General features: G+C 70.9%; 15 protein-coding genes. 8 read left to right on the forward strand and 7 right to left on the reverse strand.

Annotation, left to right across the window (positions count from 1 at the left end):
- Positions 1-291 precede the first annotated feature (291 nt).
- Both JWR33_RS07355 and JWR33_RS07360 read right to left on the reverse strand, forming a co-directional pair.
- Positions 292-1320, reverse strand: coding sequence for a Gfo/Idh/MocA family oxidoreductase (locus JWR33_RS07355; RefSeq protein ID WP_297410616.1), 1029 nt, complete (start codon positions 1318-1320; stop codon positions 292-294).
- Between the two features lie 15 nt (positions 1321-1335).
- Positions 1336-2352 (reverse strand): Gfo/Idh/MocA family oxidoreductase, encoded by a 1017-nt coding sequence (locus tag JWR33_RS07360; protein ID WP_297410618.1) that lies wholly within the window; start codon positions 2350-2352, stop codon positions 1336-1338.
- A 172-nt stretch (positions 2353-2524) separates the two neighbouring features.
- Between JWR33_RS07360 and JWR33_RS07365 the strand changes: the two genes are divergently transcribed.
- The 3 genes from JWR33_RS07365 to JWR33_RS07375 all read left to right on the forward strand — a co-directional run bounded on the left by JWR33_RS07365 (position 2525) and on the right by JWR33_RS07375 (position 7019).
- Positions 2525-4363, forward strand: a complete 1839-nt coding sequence (locus JWR33_RS07365) for an ABC transporter ATP-binding protein (protein WP_297410701.1) — start codon at positions 2525-2527, stop codon at positions 4361-4363.
- A gap of 129 nt (positions 4364-4492) precedes the next feature.
- Positions 4493-5857 carry a cystathionine beta-synthase gene (locus JWR33_RS07370; protein WP_297410620.1) on the forward strand — a complete coding sequence of 455 codons (1365 nt, stop codon included), beginning with the start codon at positions 4493-4495 and terminating at the stop codon, positions 5855-5857.
- 13 nt (positions 5858-5870) lie between these two features.
- Positions 5871-7019 carry a cystathionine gamma-synthase gene (locus JWR33_RS07375; RefSeq protein ID WP_297410622.1) on the forward strand — a complete coding sequence of 383 codons (1149 nt, stop codon included), beginning with the start codon at positions 5871-5873 and terminating at the stop codon, positions 7017-7019.
- Between the two features lie 223 nt (positions 7020-7242).
- Here the strand turns inward: JWR33_RS07375 and xylB are convergent, their stop codons facing one another.
- Complete coding sequence (xylB, locus tag JWR33_RS07380; protein WP_297410624.1) at positions 7243-8673, reverse strand: xylulokinase; 1431 nt, start codon at positions 8671-8673, stop codon at positions 7243-7245.
- A gap of 78 nt (positions 8674-8751) precedes the next feature.
- Positions 8752-9942 (reverse strand): xylose isomerase, encoded by a 1191-nt coding sequence (xylA, locus tag JWR33_RS07385; protein ID WP_297410626.1) that lies wholly within the window; start codon positions 9940-9942, stop codon positions 8752-8754.
- Between the two features lie 118 nt (positions 9943-10060).
- On the opposite strand from xylA, the gene JWR33_RS07390 reads away from it, so the two are divergent.
- The 5 genes from JWR33_RS07390 (at position 10061) to JWR33_RS07410 (ending at position 16793) form a co-directional block, all read left to right on the forward strand.
- Positions 10061-11260 (forward strand): ROK family protein, encoded by a 1200-nt coding sequence (locus tag JWR33_RS07390; protein ID WP_297410628.1) that lies wholly within the window; start codon positions 10061-10063, stop codon positions 11258-11260.
- A gap of 150 nt (positions 11261-11410) precedes the next feature.
- Entirely contained in the window at positions 11411-13132 is a 1722-nt protein-coding gene (gene araB / locus JWR33_RS07395) for a ribulokinase (protein WP_297410630.1), read from the forward strand.
- Positions 13129-13884 carry an L-ribulose-5-phosphate 4-epimerase gene (locus JWR33_RS07400; RefSeq protein ID WP_297410632.1) on the forward strand — a complete coding sequence of 252 codons (756 nt, stop codon included), beginning with the start codon at positions 13129-13131 and terminating at the stop codon, positions 13882-13884. The genes araB and JWR33_RS07400 overlap by 4 nt, the downstream gene beginning before the upstream one ends.
- A 146-nt stretch (positions 13885-14030) precedes the next feature.
- Positions 14031-15452 (forward strand): GH1 family beta-glucosidase, encoded by a 1422-nt coding sequence (locus tag JWR33_RS07405; RefSeq protein WP_297410633.1) that lies wholly within the window; start codon positions 14031-14033, stop codon positions 15450-15452.
- Positions 15453-15563: 111 nt separating this feature from the next.
- Positions 15564-16793, forward strand: a complete 1230-nt coding sequence (locus tag JWR33_RS07410; protein WP_297410635.1) for a multidrug effflux MFS transporter — start codon at positions 15564-15566, stop codon at positions 16791-16793.
- Positions 16794-16821: 28 nt separating this feature from the next.
- Here the strand turns inward: JWR33_RS07410 and JWR33_RS07415 are convergent, their stop codons facing one another.
- Genes JWR33_RS07415 through JWR33_RS07425 form a run of 3 tightly spaced genes read right to left on the reverse strand, consistent with a single transcriptional unit; the run spans position 16822 to position 19553 of the window.
- Positions 16822-18021: a cation:proton antiporter gene (locus JWR33_RS07415; protein ID WP_297410636.1), complete on the reverse strand. Its 1200-nt coding sequence runs from the start codon at positions 18019-18021 to the stop codon at positions 16822-16824.
- A gap of 5 nt (positions 18022-18026) precedes the next feature.
- Positions 18027-18521, reverse strand: a complete 495-nt coding sequence (locus tag JWR33_RS07420; RefSeq protein WP_297410637.1) for a cation:proton antiporter regulatory subunit — start codon at positions 18519-18521, stop codon at positions 18027-18029.
- Between the two features lie 51 nt (positions 18522-18572).
- Positions 18573-19553, reverse strand: a complete 981-nt coding sequence (locus tag JWR33_RS07425) for a Gfo/Idh/MocA family oxidoreductase (RefSeq protein ID WP_297410639.1) — start codon at positions 19551-19553, stop codon at positions 18573-18575.
- Between the last annotated feature and the right edge of the window lie 79 nt (positions 19554-19632).

The raw sequence follows: 19632 nt of genomic DNA on the forward strand, positions 1-19632 counted from the left end.
CCCATCCGGTCGCCCGCCGGGGGACTGAGCGGGGGGAAGTGCTGTGCTGGCATCATCGTCATCCCTTCCAGAGACGTCCACGGCTCCGGCAACAAGATGTGGCATCGTTGCCACACACGGCGACTATAGGTCCCGACTCCGTGAGCCGCAACCTCTGACGGTGGCGAGCCACCAAGCGAATAATAGGCCCGCTGGCCCCGTGGGGAGAGGGTTCGCGGCACCGACTCGGAAGCGCCGCCCGGACCCTGCAGGGCTCGGAACGGCGCTTCGGGATCCGGCAGGACGGGAGCCTCAGGCCACCGTGGCCGCACTGACGCTGCGCACCGGTGCGAACGAATGGCTCCTCGCCGATTCATAGGCCGCGAGGATGATGCCGAGCACCTCGATCCCCTCCTTCTCGGTGTGGATCGGCCGCGTCCCGTTGAGGATCGAGCGGGCGAAGTGACCGATCTCGGCGGCGAACTCCTCCACCGGCGGGAACTCCATCGAGGCCTTCTCGCCTGTGCGGAGCGTGTAGGAGAGGCTCGTGCCGTCGCTGAACATCGACCCGAGCTCACCCACCACGGAGAAGCGCTCCGTGTTCGTCGAGGAGGCGTACGCCCAGCTCGTGACGAGGCTGCCGAGCACTCCGTTGTCGAAGCGCACGAGCACCTGGGCGGAGTCCTCGCCCTCCATGAACTTGAGCCGGTGGGTGCTGAGCATCGCCGTGACCTCGACGGGTGCGCCGCCCGCCAGCTGGAGCATGAGGTAGGTCGGGTGGTAGCCGGTGTCGATCAGCTCCCCGCCGCCGCTGGTCGCCGCGGAGGCCCGCCAGCCCATCGTCTCGGGGTTGAAGTCGTTGAAGAAGCTGTCGGTGGTCCGCACCTCGTAGACCGTGCCGATCAGGCCGGACTCGAGCAGCTCCAGCGCCTTCGCCACGGGCGGCGAGAAGAGCTGGTTGTGCGCGCACATGAGCGTGACGCCGGCGGCGCGGATGGCCCGCTCGACCTCCACCGCCTCCTCCTCGCTGAGGCAGAGCGGCTTCTCGCAGAGGATGTGCTTGCCGGCCGCCGCCGCCGCGACGATGGCGTCCTTGTGCAGGTGATGCGGAAGGCAGATGTCGACGGCGTCGATCTCCTCGTCCGCGAGCATGTCGAGATAGCTCGAGTAGGTCCTCGCGCCGGCGAGGGCGGCGCGGCGCTCGGCGTTCTCCGGGATGGGATCGGCGACCGCCGTGAGGATCGTGGTGTCCGGGTTCGCCAGGTACCCCTTCACGTGGGCGCCGGCGATGCCTCCCGCGCCGATCAGTCCGACGCGGATTCTTCCGTCTTTGATGGTCATGTGCCTTTTCGATTCCTAGCGGATGGGTGACGAGGTGAGGGAGGAGTAGTCGAGGGTGCGAGCCTCGGATGCGGCGGTGTTGGCCGCCGCGACGAGACGGGTGAGCTCGATCGCGGCGGCGCCGTTCTGGCTGGTGTCCGCTCCGGAGGCGATGCCGGCAACCCAGTCGGCGATGGGGGGCGGAGGGTCGGCCTCGACCGGCACCTCGATCCATCGCTCGGGGTCGAACGCGTCGCCCTTGCCGAGCAGGCCGCGGCCGGCGAAGCCGAACACGAGGGTGCCGCGGGTGCCGCGGATCTCGAGGGTCGAAGCCCCCGGGGTGGTCACGTTGCTGGCCTCGATGACAGCGAGAGCGCCGCGCGGATAGCGCAGTGTCACCACCGCGTTGTCCTCGAGCTGCTGCCCGGTGACGCTTCCGTAGACGGCGGACACCGTCTCGGGGGCGGGACCGAGGAAGAGCTGGGTCAGGTACACCGCGTGGCAGCCGAGGTCCGTCAGGGCGCCACCGATCGCGTCCTCCGGGTCGTAGAACCGGTCGGGGAGCCAGCCGTCGATGGAGCCGTCGTGGGCCAGCCGGACCCGGGTGTAGGTGATCTGGCCGAGCGAGCCGTCCGCGATCAGGCGGGAGACCGCGGCGGTCACGCCCTCGGCGAGTCGGGGGAGCGACACCATGAGCTGAACGCCCGCATCCCGCGCCGCCTCGACGAGCTGCTCGCACTCGGTCACGGTGGGAGCCAGCAGCTTCTCGGTGAAGACATGCTTGCCCCGGGCGATCGCGCGGCCGATCACGTCGGTGTGCGCGGCCGTCGCCGTGGTGACCACGATGCCGTCGATGTCGGACCGGGCGAGCAGCTCGTCGAGGTCCGCCGCGAAGGGCACGGCGAGCGCTGCGGCCTCGGCCTGCCCTCGGTCCGGGTCGTCATCCCAGGCTGCGACGAGCCGGGCGTCGGGCAGGTCTGCCAGCTGTGCTGCGTAGTCCTGGGCATGGACGTGCCAGAAGCCGACGAGGGCGAGTGACAGCGGTGTCGACACGGGGAACTCCTGCTTCGGCGGGCTGTGGGAACGATGCCAGAACTGGATCGTGCCGGAAGCGTAACTTCTGCTCGGCAGCAGTGGCTAGGGGGAGCGCCAAGTCGATACGAGCTGGTTCGGCGCCTGCCCGGCCCGGCGCTCAGCCGCCGAGTCGTAGGCTCCTCGGGTGACGATGGGACACGGCGGTGGCCGCGTGAGGGGCGGCGTGTCGTCGCGGGACTCGGACGCGCAGCGGGCGGCGAACGCCGAGGCGCCGCGGATCGAGAATCTCCTCGGCCGGATCGGCTCCCTGTTCGCGCCGCACCGACCGCTCTTGACCCTCACGATCGTGCTCGTGCTGGTGGACGCGGCGCTCACTGTGGTGCCGCCGCTGCTCACCCAGCAGGCGTTCGACCGCGGACTCTTCCCGAAGGGCGGTCCGGACCTGCCCGTGCTGCTCCAGCTCGTCGGCCTGATGATCCTCGTCTGGGTCCTCTCGGCGGGCCTCGGAATCTGGCAAACCTTCCTCACCGCCACCGTCGGCAACCGGGTGATGGGCGCCATGCGGGTCAGCCTGTTCCGGCACCTGCAGGCCATGGAGCTCGGCTTCTTCACCCGCACCAAGACGGGGGTCATCCAGTCGCGGCTCGCCAACGACGTCGGCGGCGTCGCCGGCGTGCTGAGCAACACCGTCTCGAGCGTCATCGGCAACGTGGTGACCGTGATCGCGGCCTTCACCGCGATGCTCCTGCTGAGCTGGCAGCTGACCCTCATCGCGGTGGTGCTGCTTCCCGCGCTCGCCGTCGCTCAGCGCAGGGTGGGCCGGATCCGCGCCAGGATCGCCACGCAGACGCAGGAGTCGCTGTCGGAGATGACCGCGATCACGCAGGAGACGCTCAGCGTGTCCGGGATCCTGCTGGCGAAGAGCTTCGGCCGGGCGGAGTCCGAGAACGCACGCTATGCGGCGGAGAACGACAACCAGATCCGGCTGCAGGTGCGGCAGGCGATGAGCGGCCAGGGCTTCTTCGCCTTCGTGCAGATCTTCCTCTCCGTGGTCCCGGCGCTCGTCTACCTCGTGTCGGCGTTCCTGATCCAGGGCGGAGCGGACATCACTCCCGGCACGATCGTCGCCTTCACGACCGTGCAGTCGCGCCTCATGTGGCCGCTGATGGGCCTCATGCGCGTTGCCCTCGACCTGCAGACCTCCGGCGCGCTCTTCGCCCGCATCTTCGAGTACTTCGACCTGGTCCCCGCCATCCGGGACCGGCCGGACGCGGTCACTCTGACCGATGCGGACCGGCTGGGCGAGATCGAGTTCCGGGACGTCGAGTTCCACTATCCCGGCGCGGCCGGCCGGCCCACCCTGAAGGACGTGTCCTTCCGCATCGAGCCGGGTCAGTTCGTGGCGTTCGTCGGGCCGTCCGGCGCCGGCAAGACCACCGTCTCCTACCTGATCCCGCGCCTCTATGACGTGACCGGGGGAGCCGTGCTGTTCGCCGGTCATGACGTGCGCGACATCGCCCAGGAATCCCTGCTCGAGCAGATCGGGATCGTGAGCCAGGAGACGTACCTCTTCCATGCCACCATCCGCGACAACCTCCGCTACGCCAAACCCGATGCCACCGACGAGGAGATCGCCTCCGCGGCCCGGCAGGCGAACATCGCCGGCACGATCGAGTCGTTCCCCGAGGGCTACGACACGGTGGTCGGCGAACGCGGCTACCGGCTCTCGGGAGGCGAGAAGCAGCGGGTCGCGATCGCACGGGTGATCCTCAAGGATCCGGCGGTGCTCGTGCTCGACGAGGCAACGAGCGCCCTCGACTCCGTCTCCGAGCGGGCGGTCCAGGCCGCACTCGACACGGCGTCCCGCGGCCGCACGACCATCGCGATCGCGCACCGGCTGTCCACGGTCGCCGACGCCGACGTCATCCACGTCGTGGAGCGCGGCCGGATCGTGGAGAGCGGCACGGCGCGCGAGCTCACGGGGCAGGGCGGGCTCTTCGCGCGCCTGGCCGCGCAGCAGTCCGCGTGACTCGCGCGCGGCCGCGCGGTAGAGTCGGTGCCGTGCTTCCCGTGACGTGTCCCTGTCGCTGCCGCTAGGCCCGACACCCGTCCGTCCGCCGTCGCGTCCGCGAGGCATCGATCTGGAAAAGCACCCCTCATGAAGTACGCGAACACAGTCCTCGATCTCATCGGCGGCACGCCCCTCGTCCGCCTCAACCGCGTCACCGAGGGCATCGCCGCCACGGTCCTCGCCAAGGTGGAGTACCTGAACCCCGGGGGCTCCAGCAAGGACCGCATCGCGGTGCGGATCCTCGACGACGCCGAGCGGCGGGGACTCCTGAAGCCGGGCGGCACGATCGTCGAGCCGACCTCCGGCAACACCGGCGTCGGGCTTGCGCTGGTCGCCCAGCAGCGCGGCTACCGCTGCGTCTTCGTGCTGCCGGACAAGGTGGGTGAGGACAAGCGCAGCGTGCTCACCGCCTACGGCGCCGAGGTCGTGGTGACCCCGACCGCCGTCGCTCCCGAGGACCCCAGCTCCTACTACAGCGTCTCGGACCGGCTCGCCCGCGAGATTCCGGGCGCCTTCAAGCCGGACCAGTACTCGAACCCGAACGGGCCACTCTCGCACTACGAGTCCACGGGGCCGGAGATCTGGGCCGACACCGAGGGGCTCGTCACGCACTTCGTGGCGGGCGTCGGCACGGGCGGCACGATCAGCGGCGTCGGCCGCTACCTCAAGGAGGTGTCCGGCGGCTCGGTGCAGGTCATCGGCGCCGATCCGGAGGGGTCCGTGTATTCGGGAGGCACCGGGCGCCCCTACCTGGTCGAAGGCGTCGGAGAGGACTTCTGGCCCACCGCATACGATCCGTCCGTCGTCGATCAGGTGATCGCCTCGTCCGACAAGGAATCGTTCGACCTCACGCTGCGCCTCGCCCGCGAGGAGGGCCTCCTGGTCGGCGGATCGAGCGGCCTGGCCGTCTCAGCGGCGCTCAAGGCGGCCCGGAGCCTGCCCGCCGACGCGGTGGTCGTCGTGCTGCTGCCGGACGGCGGTCGCGGCTACCTGGGCAAGATCTTCAATGAGAAGTGGATGCGCTCCTACGGCTTCGCGGAGGTGGGCGAGGAGAAGACGGTGGCCGACGTGCTCCGAGGCAAGACGGGACGCATCCCCGACCTCGTGCACGCGCTGCCCGACACCACGGTGCGCGACGCGATCGCCGCCATGCAGGAGTACGACGTCTCGCAGCTGCTCGTGCTGAAGACCGCGCCTCCCGTGGTGATGGGTGAGGTGGTCGGCGCGCTGGACGAGCGCGAGCTGCTCGAGTCCGTGTTCAGCGGCCGCGTGGGACTCGCCGACACCATCGGCGGCATCGTCGGCAAGCCGCTCGCCCTGATCGGCGCGGGCGAACCCGTGTCGGCCGCTCGCGCAGCGCTCGGCACGTCCGACGCCCTGCTCGTGACCGACGAGGGCAAGCCGATCGCCGTGGTGACCCGCTACGACCTGCTCAGCTACCTTTCGGCCTGACTCGAGGAGACACATGGACCACGGCTTCCAGACCAGGGCGATCCACGCCGGCCAGGACTTCGACCCGGCCACCGGGGCGGTGGTCCCGCCGATCTACCAGACCTCGACCTTCGTTCAGGACGGCGTCGGTGGGCTGCGCGGCGGGTACGAGTACGGTCGCAGCGGCAACCCGACGCGCGACTCCCTGCAGACCCTGCTGGCCTCCCTCGAGGGCGGCAGGCACGGCTTCTCCTTCTCCTCGGGGCTCGCGGCGGAGGACGCGCTCCTGCGCTCCGCCCTGCGGCCGGGCGATCACGTCGTGCTCGGCAACGACGTGTACGGAGGCACCCACCGGCTGCTCAGCCGCATCCTCGGACCCTGGGGCGTCGAGCTGGACGCGGTGGAGATGAGCGACTTCGACGCGGTGCGCGCCGCTCTGCGCCCCGGCGTGACGAAGGTGCTCTGGGTGGAGACGCCGAGCAATCCCCTGATGAAGATCACCGACATCGCCGGGCTCGCCGGGCTGGGCAAGGCGGCGGGCGCGCTCGTGGTCGTCGACAACACCTTCGCCTCCCCCTACCTGCAGCAGCCCCTGTCGCTCGGAGCCGACGTCGTGGTGCACTCGACCACCAAATACCTCGGCGGTCACTCGGACGTGCTGGGCGGTGCCGTCATCACCGACTCGGACGAGCTCGCAGCCAAGGTCGGCTTCCAGCAGTTCGCCGCGGGCGCCATCCTCGCTCCCATGGAGGCGTGGCTCACCGTGCGCGGCATCAAGACGCTGGGTGTGCGGATGGACCGTCACTCCGCGAATGCGCGGGCGGTGGCCGAGCACTTCGTCGGCCATGCCGATGTGCAGACCGTGTACTACCCGGGGCTCGACACGCATCCCGGACACGACCTCGCCGCGCGCCAGATGAAGGACTTCGGCGGCATGCTCTCCGTCGCGCTCAAGGGCGGCGAGCAGGCCGCTCGCGCGCTCGCGGAGTCCACCAAGCTGTTCCAGCTGGCCGAGTCGCTCGGCGGCGTCGAGTCGCTCATCGGCTACCCGGCGGAGATGACCCACGCCTCCGTGCGCGGCACCCCTCTCGAAGTGGCGCGGAACGTCGTGCGGCTCTCGGTGGGGATCGAGGACGTCGAGGACCTCATCGCCGACCTCGAGCAGGCGCTGCCCCGCCGCTGACGGGGCTGCGGGAGCCGCGCAACGCGAACGCCTCTCCGACGGGGTCGGCGGGGCGTGCCGGGGCCGGCGGGGCGTCCTCGGGCGTGCGGGCGCCCTTCCCTCAGCAGGCGAATTTGAGGCCAACCCCCGCAGGGGGCCCCTTCTGCCTGCTGAAGGAAGGATTGCCTGCTGAGCGAAGGAATGCCTGCTGAGGGAGAGGGCGCGGCTCGCGGAGCGCCGCGGGTCAGCTGGGCTGACCGGCCGCCGCGGCGTACTGCTCGCGGATCTCGGGACGGTGGTCGGGTGCCGGCTCCGCCGCCGTGTCCACCGGCCAGGACGGGCGGGTGCCGGTGAGGGTCCACGCGGCCTGGACGGCAGCGCCGGCCGCCACGTATTCGCCGGGCGCGGGCACCACGACGGGCTGGGCGAACACCTGTGCCGCGATCGCCGCGACCGCCGGGTTCTGAGCGGCACCGCCGATCAGCAGGAGGCGCTGGGCGGTCACGCCCTGGGCGAGCACCGCATCGAGGCCGTCCGCCAGCCCGCAGAGCAGACCCTCCACCGCGGCGCGGGCGAGGTTCTCCCGGGTCGTCGAGCGGAGGGTCATGCCGCGCAGGGAGGCGGTGGCGTCGGGCAGGTTGGGTGTCCGCTCGCCCTCGAAGTACGGCACGAGCACGAGACCGTCGGCCGCCGGCGCTGCGGTGGCGGCGAGCCTCCCGAGCTCGTCATGGCTCACGCCGAGGAGGCGCGCGGTGGCGTCCAGAATCCGGGCGGCATTGAGCGTGGCGATGAGGGGGAGGAACTCGCCGCTCGCGCTGGCGAACCCGGCGACGGTGCCGGTGGCGTCGGCGCTCGGCTCGTCGGTGACGGCGAAGACGGTTCCGCTCGTGCCGATCGAGATGACCACGTCTCCGGAGGAGGCGCCGAGGCCGAGGGCGCCGGCCGCGTTGTCGCCGGCCCCGGCGCCGACCACGATCCCCGCCGGGATTCCGGCCTCACGCTGATCGGCCGTCTCGCCGGCCCGCTCCTCGGGCGCGAGCACCCGGGGAAGGATGGCGTCGTGGCCCAGCGCGAGCTCGAGGAGTCTCCGGTCGTAGTCTCCGGTCGCCGGCGACCAGTAGCTCGTCCCGCTCGCGTCCGACCGGTCGGTCACGAGCGCGCCGAGCACGGGGCCGAGGGGGGATTCGCCGTCAGGACCGTAGCCGAGCAGGCGCCAGGTGAGCCAGTCGTGGGGGAGGGCGACCGCCGCGACGCGCTCCGCGTTCTCCGGCTCGGCGTCCCGCAGCCAGCGCAGCTTCGTGGCGGTGAACGAGGCAACGGGGACCGATCCGGTGCGCCGCGCGTAGTCCTCGGCGCCGACTTCGGCGATGAGGTCCCGGGCCGCTCCGGCCGATCTGGTGTCGTTCCAGAGCAGGGCCGGACGGATCACCCGCCCGGCGTCGTCCAGCACGACCATGCCGTGCTGCTGCCCCGCGACCGAGATCGCGGCGACCCCGGCGAGCCCGCCGGCGTCGGCGATCGCGGCCGAGAGCGCCTGCCACCACGCGGCGGGATCGACCTCGGTGCCCTCCGGGTGGCTGGCGCGTCCGGAGCGCACGACCGCCCCGGTGTCCGCGTCCCGGATCACGATCTTGCAGCTCTGGGTCGACGAGTCGACCCCGGCGACGAGCGTCATCGCTCTCCCTTTCATCGAGTTGCCCAGTTCGGTCGCGAAATCCGCGGATCCAGCGACCGAACTGGGCAGGTCAGCGAACTAGCGGGCGCCGAGCAGGTGCTCGGTGGCCAGCTGCTGCAGGCGGACGAAGCCGAAGCCCTTGCCGCCGAGGTAGGGAGAGGCGTCGAAGTCCTCGTACGCGGAGCGGTCCGCGAGGAGGTCGTCGTAGCTCTCGCCCTCGTTGAGGGTGGGACGGCCGAGCTCGGTCACCTTCGAGGCTTCGAGCGCCTCCTGCACCTCGGGGTCGGCGCGGAAGGCCGCGGCGCGCTCCTTGAGGAGAAGGTAGTTGGCCATGTTGGCCTTCGCCGACTCCCAGACTCCGGTCTCGTCCTCGGTGCGGCTCGGCTTGTAGTCGAAGTGCCGGGGGCCGTCGTAGGTGGGGCCGCCGGCGGGGCTGCCGTTCTCGAGCAGATCGACGAGCGCGAACGCGTTGTAGAGGTCGCCGTGGCCGAAGACGAGGTCCTGGTCGTACTTGATGCCGCGCTGACCGTTCAGGTCGATGTGGAAGAGCTTGCCCTGGTAGAGGGCCTGGGCGATGCCTGCGGCGAAGTTGAGGCCGGCCATCTGCTCGTGTCCGACCTCGGGGTTGATGCCGAACAGCTCGGGCCGCTCGAGGGTCTCGATGAAGGCGAGCGCGTGCCCGAGGGTCGGCAGCAGGATGTCGCCGCGCGGCTCGTTCGGCTTCGGCTCGATGGCGAACCGGATGTCGTAGCCCTTGTCGGTCGCGTAGTCGGCGAGCAGGTTGACCGACTCGCGGTAGCGCTCGAGTGCAGCACGGACATCCTTTGCGGCGTCGTACTCGGCGCCCTCGCGTCCGCCCCACATGACGAAGGTCTTGGCGCCGAGCTCGGCCGCGAGGTCGAGGTTCCGCAGCACCTTGCGCAGGGCGAAGCGGCGCACGGAGCGGTCGTTGGAGGTGAAGCCGCCGTCCTTGAACACGGGAGCGCTGAAGAGGTTCGTGGTGATCATCGGCACGATCACGCCGGTGTCGGCGAGCGCCTGCTTGAGGCGGTCGATCTCGCCCTGACGGACCTGGTCCGATGACCCGAAGTCGAAGAGGTCGTCGTCGTGGAAAGTGAGGCCGTAGGCGCCCAGCTCGGCGAGCTTCTCCACGACGTGCACGGTGTCCAGGTGTTCGCGGGTCGGGCCGCCGAACGGGTCGGTGCCGTTGTAGCCGACGGTCCAGAGACCGAAGGAGAACTTGTCGTCGCGGGTGGGCGTCACTGTCATAAGAGCTCCATTGCTGGGTCGGACAAAATGTTTACGCTTGCAACATAACAGGCGAGGCGACCAGGGGCACCCGGCAATCCGGCCCTAATGTCTGTGCTGAGCGAAAGGGGGCGTGGCCATGATCCGCGACGGCACCACGCCCCTGCTCGGCCACGGCAGCGATGCCACCCGGCGCCGCAACCTGTCGGCGCTCCTGGTCCAGGTGCACCGGTCCCGTGGGCTGTCCCGGTCGAGCCTCACGCAGGCCACCGGACTCAACCGCTCGACCATCGCGGGCCTGGTAGCCGAGCTGGTCGAGCTCGGCCTTGTCGTGGAGTCGGTGCCGGAGGGCGCCCAGGGCGTCGGACGCCCGAGTCCCATCGTGCGGCCCTCGGACGGCGTCGGGGTGGTGGCCGTCGTGCCGGAGGCGGACGCGGTGACGGTCGCTCTCGTGGGCATCGGCGGACGCGTGCTGGCGCGGCGCCGCACCGCGTTCGACGAGCCGCCGCGCGCGCAAGAGCTGCCGCCACTCGTCCGCTCCTCGCTCGCCGCGCTCCGCCGCTCGCGGCCCGGGCTCACTCCCCTCGGTGTCGGAGTGGCCGTTCCGGGACTCGTGCGCAGCACGGACGGCCTGGTGCGCCTCGCCCCGCACCTCGGCTGGCGGGACGAGCCGCTGGGCTCCCTGCTGCGAGCGGTCATCGGGCTGCCCGTCTCGGTGTCCAACGACGCGATCCTGGGGGCGACGGCGGAGGCCGTGTTCGGTGCGGCGCGGGGCCTGGGCCACGCCGTGTATCTGAACGGCGGCTCGAGCGGCATCGGCGGCGGGATCATCGCAGGCGGGGTACCGCTCCGGGGAGTCGACGGCTACGCCGGGGAGTTCGGGCACACCCATGCGGGCGCGGACGACAGGAGGGACGCGGCAGGCGTGCCCGGCTCCTTGGAGTCGCAGGTCACCCGCGCCGCCCTCCAACGCCTGCTGGGCATCGGTCCGGTCGATCAGGACGAGTTCGAGGCCGCCCTGGTCGCCTCCGCCGAGCCGGCCGTGCTCGCCGAGGTGGACCGGCAGCTCGACTATCTCGCCACCACTCTCGGCACCGTGGTGAACATCCTCAACCCCGAGCTGGTCGTGCTGGGCGGGTTCCTCGCCGCCCTCGATGCCGCGCGGCCGGGTCGGCTGGAGGCCCTGCTCGCGGACCGGGCGCTCGACGCGGCTCGTGAGTCCGTGCGGATCCGCCGCGCGGAGCTCGGCTCGGATCTCTTGCTGATCGGCGGTGGCGAACTGGCGTTCGCCGCACTGCTCGCCGACCCCGCCTCCATGGGGGAGTGGCGCGCCGGATAGCGCAGGTGACGGTGTGCCCGCCTCTCATGCGCCCGTCATACTGGCAAGTGCCTGTCGAGATGGCAGGTGACCGTTCCTGAGGATGCGACAACGAGGCCCCAACCAGTGAGTGCGACGACGCGATCAACCGGCGAAAAGCCCACATATGCGATGGGCATCGACTTCGGAACCCTGTCAGGAAGGGCCGTCGTCGTCAGGGTGTCGGACGGCGCCGAACTGGGCTCTGCGGTGTACGACTACCCCCACGCGGTAATGGACGACCGGCTCGCGGGAAGCGGCCGCAAGCTGCCGCCGGAGTGGGCGCTGCAGGTGCCGGCGGACTACGTCGGCGTCCTCAAGAACGCGGTGCCCCAGGCGCTGGCCGCCGCCGGGATCGACGCATCAGCCGTGATCGGGGTCGGCACCGACTTCACCGCCTGCACCATGGTGCCGGTGCTCGCCGACGGCACCCCGCTCTGCGAGCTGCCCGAATTCGCGGATCGTCCCCATGCCTACGTGAAGCTCTGGAAGCACCACGCGGCACAGGCGCAGGCCGACCGGATCAACGAGCTGGCCACGCAGCGTGGCGAGTCGTGGCTGCCCCGCTACGGCGGACTCATCTCCTCCGAGTGGGAATTCGCCAAAGGCCTCCAGCTCCTCGAGGAGGATCCTCAGGTCTACGCACGGATGGACCATTTCGTCGAGGCCGCCGACTGGATCGTCTGGCAGCTCACCGGCGAGTACGTGCGCAACGCGTGCACGGCCGGCTACAAGGGCATCCTGCAGAACGGCGAGTACCCGTCCGAGGACTTCCTCGCCGCACTGAACCCCGGCTTCGCCCGCTTCGCCGTCGAGAAGCTCGAGCACCGGATCGGACAGCTCGGCGAGGCGGCGGGCACGCTCTCGGCGCAGGCCGCGGAGTGGACCGGACTGCCCGCCGGCATCGCGGTGGCGGTCGGCAACGTCGACGCGCACGTCTGCGCCCCGGCCGCGAAGGCGACCCAGCCCGGCCAGATGGTCGTCATCATGGGCACCTCCACCTGTCACGTGATGTCGAGCGACCAGCTCCGCGAGGTGCCTGGCATGTGCGGCGTCGTCGACGGCGGCATCGTCGAGGGCCTCTACGGCTATGAGGCAGGCCAGTCCGGCGTTGGCGACATCTTCGCCTGGTACGTCAAGAACCAGGTGCCTGCTCGCTATTACGACGACGCCAGCGCACGGGGACGCTCGATCCACGAGCACCTGACCGAGCTGGTGCGCGACCAGCCGGTCGGCGGACACGGCCTGATCGCGCTCGACTGGCACAGCGGCAACCGCTCGGTCCTCGTCGACCACGAGCTCTCCGGGACCCTCGTCGGCGCCACCCTCACCACGCGGCCCGAGGAGATCTACCGGGCGCTCTTCGAGGCGACCGCCTTCGGCACGCGCACCATCATCGAGACCTTCACCGCGAGTGGGGTGCCGGTCACCGAGTTCACGGTCGCGGGCGGCCTGCTCAAGAACAGCTTCCTCATGCAGGTCTACAGCGACGTGCTGCGCCTGCCCATCTCCACGATCGCGAGCGAGCAGGGAGCCGCGCTCGGCTCCGCGATCCACGCGGCGGTCGCCGCCGGCGTCTACCCCGACGTGCGTGCCGCGGGTGAGGCGATGGGCAAGGTCAACGCCGGCGTCTACACGCCGAACGAGGAGGCCGCGGCCGCCTACGACGCCCTCTACGCCGAGTACACGGCGCTGCACGACTACTTCGGTCGTGGCGGCAACGACGTGATGCACCGCCTGGCCGCCATGAAGCGGGCCGGCTACGAGCGCTCGTCGGGCGTCGCCGCTGCTGCGGCGAGCGGCGACGTGGACAGCGTCGAGCAGGGCGCCCTCGGCGAGGGCGGCAGGGCGTGAGCGGCTGCACCGCCGAGATCCAGGCCGCCATCGCGCGGACCCGTTCCGAGGTCTGCCGGCTGCACGCCGAGCTGGTGCGCTACGGACTGGTCGTCTGGACCGGCGGCAACGTGTCCGGTCGCGTGCCCGGCGCCGACCTCTTCGTGATCAAGCCGAGCGGTGTCAGCTATGACGACCTGGCGCCGGAGAAGATGATCGTCTGCGATCTGGACGGGCGCGTCATCGGGGGCACCCCCGGCAGCGAGAACGCGCCATCGAGCGACACGGCGGCCCACGCCTACGTGTACCGCAACATGCCAGAGATCGGCGGCGTCGTGCACACCCACTCGCCGTACGCGGTGGCCTGGGCCGCCCGCGCGGAGCCGATCCCCTGCGTGACCACCGCCATGGCCGACGAGTTCGGCGGCGACATCCCGGTGGGCCCCTTCGCCATCATCGGTGACGACTCCATCGGCCGTGGCATCGTGCAGACGCTGCGCCACTCCCGTTCCCGCGCGGTCCTCATGCAGAACCACGGGCCGTTCACCATCGGCGTCACCGCCAAGGACGCCGTCAAGGCGGCCGTCATGGTCGAGGACGTCGCCCGCACCGTGCACCTCGCGCGTCAGCTGGGCGAGCCCGTCGCGCTCCCGCAGGAGGCGATCGACGCGCTCTTCGATCGCTATCAGAAGGTCTATGGTCAGGCCTCCGACGCGCGCTTCGCCGGCGCAGCGGCGCCGCCCGCAGAAGGAGTCGAGCACTCGCGACGGTAGTGCCTCACCCAGCCTGCCCCTGCCACCTGCCCGCGCCGCTCCGGAGCATGGGAGCGCTCTCCGGCACGCGTGCGGCGCCCGCTGGGAGGTGGCAGAGTTCGTAAGGCACGGCTCGGACGGCCGTCGGACGAGGGAGACCATCAGCCATGACGAGCGGCAACCCCGACTACCGGGACTCAGGACTCCGCTTCCCGGAGGGCTTTCTCTTCGGCTCGGCGACCGCGTCGTATCAGATCGAGGGGGCTGCGGCCGAGGACGGCCGGCTGCCGAGCATCTGGGACACCTTCTGCCGCACGCCCGGCAAGGTTCGCGGCGGGGACAACGGGGACGTGGCCGACGACCACTACCACCGCTTCGACCAGGACCTCGACCTGCTCAAGGACCTCGGACTCGACACCTACCGGTTCTCGATCGCCTGGCCGCGCGTCCAGCCCACCGGCTCCGGCGAGGCGAACCAGGCCGGGCTCGACTTCTACTCGCGCCTCGTCGACGGCATGCTCGAGCGGGGCATCACGCCGATCGCCACGCTGTACCACTGGGATCTCCCGCAGCCGCTCGAGGATGAGGGCGGCTGGCCGGCTCGGCACACCGCGGAGCGCTTCGCCGAGTACGCGGCGATCGTGGGGCGGCACCTCGGCGATCGGATCGGCACCTGGACGACGCTCAACGAGCCGTGGTGCTCGGCGTTCCTCGGCTATGGTGCTGGCGTGCACGCGCCCGGCCGGACGGACCCGCTCGCCGCGCTGCGGGCCGCGCACCATCTGAACCTGGCCCATGGGCTCGGGGTGCAGGCGCTCCGCTCCGTCGTGCCCCGTGACGCTCAGTACTCGGTCACCCTCAACTTCGCGGTGCTCCGCGGCGACGGCCCGGACGGAGCGGATGCGGCGCGGCAGATCGACGCCGTCGCCAATCGGATCTTCACCGGCCCGATGCTCACCGGCGGCTACCCCGCGGACCTCCTCGCCGACACGGCGTCGGTCACCGACTGGTCCTTCGTGCAGGACGGCGACCTGGTCGACATCGCGCAGCCGCTCGACGTGCTCGGGGTCAACTACTACAACACCGCGCTCGTGTCCCTGTGGGACGGCGTGGGGGAGAAGCAGATGGCGGACAACCACGGCGAGGCGGTGGCGTCCCCCTATCCCGGTGCCGATCGGGTGCAGTTCCTGCCCCAGCCGGGTCCGTACACCGCGATGGGCTGGAACATCGCGCCGGACGGGCTGGAGCAGCTTCTGCTCTCGCTGCGCGAGCAGTTCCCCGATCAGCCCCTGATGATCACCGAGAACGGCGCCGCCTTCGACGATGTGCTCGAAGACGGGCGGGTTGCCGATGCCGACCGGATCGACTACCTGCGCCGGCACTTCACTGCCGCGCACCGGGCGATGCGGCAGGGGGTCGACCTGCGCGGCTACCAGGTGTGGAGCCTCCTCGACAACTTCGAGTGGGCCTACGGCTACTCCAAGCGGTTCGGCATCGTGCACGTGGACTACGAGACGCTCGAGCGCACGCCGAAGGACAGCGCGCTCTGGTACTCGCAGCTGGCGACCAGTCACATGATCCCGGAGTGACTCGGGGCTGACGCCGCGAGCCCGTCAGGATCGCCTGCGCCGCGGCTAAGCTCGTGAGGCCCCGGTGCCACCGACGTCACCTTCGACCGCACCGAGCAGAAGACGTACCGCGTGACCGCTGCCATCCATCCGGGCGACGCTCTGTCGCGTGCCCAACTCGTCCTCTTCGTGCTCGTGCTCGGCGCCCTCGTCGGGCTCGGGCCGTTCACCATCGACCTGTACCTGCCTGCCTTCCCGGTGCTCGCGCAGGATCTCGGCGTCTCCGACGCGGCGATCCAGCTGACCCTCACCGGGACGATGATCGGCTTCGGACTCGGCCAGCTCGTCGTCGGCCCGCTGAGCGACCGCATCGGCCGGCGCAGGCCTCTGCTTGCGGCGACCTGCCTGCACCTGCTGGCCTGCATAGCCGCGTCGGTGGCGCCCGATGTGACGGTCCTCGGGATCTTCCGGGTCCTCCAGGGCGTCGGCGCCGCCGGCGGTGGAGTGGTCGCCATGGCCATGGTGCGCGACCTGTTCAGCGGACGACCGCTCGTCCGGATGCTGTCCCGGCTCGCGCTCGTCACGATGCTCGCGCCGATCGTGGCTCCGCTGCTCGGCAGCCAACTGCTCCGCATCCTCGACTGGCGGGGGCTCTTCCTCGCGCTCGCCGCGTACGGGATCGTGATGGTCGTCGTCGGCGCGCGTCTCCTGCCCGAGACCCTGCCGCCGGCGCGGACGATCGAGCCCGGTCACGGCACCACACTGCAGCGCTACCGCGTCATCTTCCGCGACCGAGTGTTCGTCGGCGTCGCGATTCTCGGCGGGATGCAGTTCGCGGGCCTCTTCTCCTACCTCTCCTCGTCGTCCTTCCTCTTTCAGGAGGTCTACGGGCTCTCGGGGCAGCAGTTCGGGCTGCTGTTCGCCATCAACTCCATCGGTGTCTTCGCCGGCAACCAGCTGACCGCCCGCCTGACGCGGCTGATCGGGCCGCAGTGGATCCTCGCCATGACGACGGCGGTGCAGTTTCTCGCGTCGATGTTGATCGTGCTCGCCGTGGTCGCCGGCTGGGGACTCGTCGGGGTGCTCGTGCCGTTGTTCCTCTTCATCCTGGCCTGCGGCTTCGGCTTCCCCTGTGTTCAGGTGCTGGCGCTGATCAACCACGGTCGGGAGGCCGGAACCGCGGCCTCCCTGCTCGGCGCCTGCAACTTCGGGGTCGCCGGGGCGATCTCACCGATCGTCGGGCTGCTCGGCATCGGCACCGCGATTCCGATGGGCGGGGTGATGGCCGTCACGGCCGCTATCGGTGCGGCGAGCCTGTGGCTCATCGTCCGTCCCCGCACGGTGCCCGCCCTGACCGACTGAGCGGGACTGTGCATCCGAACCGCCGGCCCTAGGCAGGACTTCGCCCGGCGGCGCGAGCCGCGTCGCCTCGCCGCCGCACCGCGGCTTTGAATCCGGCACCGTCGGGGATGCGGGCCAGGAGCGGCCCGGCGATGACCGTCATCAGCACGTAGGCGGTGGCGAGCGGCGCGAGCTGGGGCTCGACGCCTGCCCCGACCGCGAGGCCGGCGATGACGATCGAGAACTCGCCGCGCGCGGTCAGGACGAGCCCCGTGCGCCACCGGCCGGGAATGCCCATCCCCACCCGCTTGGCCGCGAGATAGCCGCTCAGCACCTTCGTGCTCATCGTCACCACGGCCAGCAGCGCGGCGGGGAGGAGCACCGGGACCATGTCCTGGGGGTCTGTGGAGAGTCCGAAGAAGACGAAGAAGATGGCCGCGAAGAGGTCGCGGAGCGGCGAGAGGAGCTGCTGCGCGTTGGCAGCGACCTGCCCGGAGAGGGCGATGCCCACGAGGAAGGCGCCGACGGCCGCTGACACGTTGACCTGCTCGGCCAGGCCCGCGATGAGGATGGTGAGGCCGAGCACGCCGAGCAGCAGCGACTCGGGATGGTTCGCCGCGAAGAGGCGCGAGATGACCCGGCCGTGCCGGAGCGCGAGGAAGAGGATGGTGAGCACCGCGGCCACCGCGACGACGAGGCTGGTGAGCCCCTGCAGCAGGCCGGCGCCGACGAGGAGGGCAGACAGCACCGGCAGGTAGAACGCCATCGCGAGGTCCTCGATCACGAGGACGGACAGGACGGTCGGCGTCTCCCGGTTGCCGAGCCGGCCCAGGTCGCGGAGGAGCTTGGCGACGACTCCGGAGGACGAGACCCAGGTCACCCCGGCGAGGGCGACGGCGGCGATCGGACCCCAGCCGAGCAGCAGTGCGAACGCGGCGCCGGGGACCGCGTTGAGGGCGGCGTCGATGAGGCCGGCGCTGCGCGAGCGGCCCATGCTCGCGACGAGCTCGCCGGCGCTGTACTCGAGTCCGAGGATGACGAGGAGCAGGATCACGCCGATCTCACTGCCGGTCTCGAAGAACTCCGTGCTGGCCGACAGGGGGAGCGCGCCGCCGTGGCCGAAGGCGAGCCCTGCGAGCAGGAACAGCGGGATCGCCGAGATCCCCACCCGGTTGGCGAGACGGGCGAGCAGGCCGAGCGCGAGCAGGAGCGCGCCCACCTCGACGAGAAGGAGGGTGGACTCGCTCACGAGGGTCAGCCGGCGCCGTGCGTGAGGAGCTGGGCGAGCTTGTCGATGCCCTGCCGCGTGCCGACGGCCACGACGGTGTCGCCCGCCTCGAGCGGGGTGGCCGGGGTGGGGGAGGGGATGATCTCGGCACCGCGCACGATGGCCACGATCGACGTGCTGGTGCGCGTGCGGGCTTTGGTGTCGCCGAGCACGCCCCCGGCGTAGGGCGACCCGGCGGGCAGCACCAGCTGCTCGGTGAACAGTCCGGCGGCCTGCTCCCGGATGCCGGTGAGCTGACTGAGCAGCACCGACGCGCCGAGCACGGTCGCCAGGGCGCCGGCCTCGTCGTCGGTGAGCGTCACGGAGTCGCTGGCCGCATCGGGGTCGTCGATGTCGAAGAGCGACAGCTCGCGCTCGCCGCCGCGGTGGGTCACCACTCCGATGCGGCGCCCGCTCGCGGTCAGCACGTCGTGCCGCGAACCGATGCCCGGGAGGTCGACCTTCTCGATGTGAACGCTCACGTCGTCGACGGTATCAGTGCCCCCGGCCGCCGAAGGGCGCCGGCGTCGCGGCTACGGTCGAGGCCGCTCGACGCCGGCGCTCGCGTAGATCGCGTCGATCGCCCGCATGTTGGCGATGGAGTCCTGCCCCTCGGTGGGCAGCCGCTCGCCGCTCGCGAGTCCGGCGACGACCGCCGAAAGCTGATGGTCGTAGGTCTCCGCGCCCGCCACCGTGCGGAATCGGGTGACGCCGTCGATCTCCTCCTGGATGCTGTGCCCCCGAGAGGGGAACACCATCCCGTCCACGGTGAGCCGTCCTCGGGTTCCCTCGAGGACCAGCCGCTGGACCAGTGGGCCGGCCATGCTCGCGGACAGGCTTCCCGTCACTCCCGACGGGAAGGAGACGGACGCGCGGATGCTCTGATCTGCGCCGAGCGAGTTCAGCCTCGCCTCTGCCTCGGTCACCTCCGGCTCCTCGCCGGTGAAGGCCCGCAGCCAGTGCAGCGGGTAGCAGCCGAGATCCATCAGTGCGCCGCCACCGAGGGCGGGCACCGAGCGGATCGCTTCGGGGCCGAACGGGATGTCGACCTCGAACGTGCCCCTGACCGAGACGATCTCGCCGATGCGGCCGGAGGTGCGGTACGCGGCGACATCGCCCCAGAGGGGGTGGTAGCGGTCGTGGAAAGCCTCGATGAGGCGCCGGCCCGTGCGATCGGCTGCCGCCACCATCTCGGCGGCTTGCTCCGCGTCCATCGCGAACGGCTTCTCGCAGAGCACGTCCTTGCCCGCCTCGAGGGCCGCGATCGACCACTCGGCGTGCGCCGAGGGAGGAAGCGCGTTGTAGACGAGGTCCACGTCGGGGTCGGCCAGCAGAGCCTCGTACCCCACGTGGCTGCGGGGGATGTCGTGCGCCTCGGCGTACGCCGCCGCCGCATCAGCGCGGCGCGAGGCGACCGCCACGATCTCGACGTCGCCATCGCGGCGGCGCACCGGGTCGATCAGCGCTTTCGGGGCGATGTCCGCCGCTCCCAGGATCCCCACTCGCAGAGTCATCGTCGTCCCCTTCAGAAATCGGTTGCTCGAAGCCTAGGGCTGGGACGCAGCCTGGGCGGCAGTGCTCAACGGTTCTGGT

This window comes from Naasia sp. (assembly GCF_025465545.1).
Taxonomy (GTDB): domain Bacteria; phylum Actinomycetota; class Actinomycetes; order Actinomycetales; family Microbacteriaceae; genus Naasia.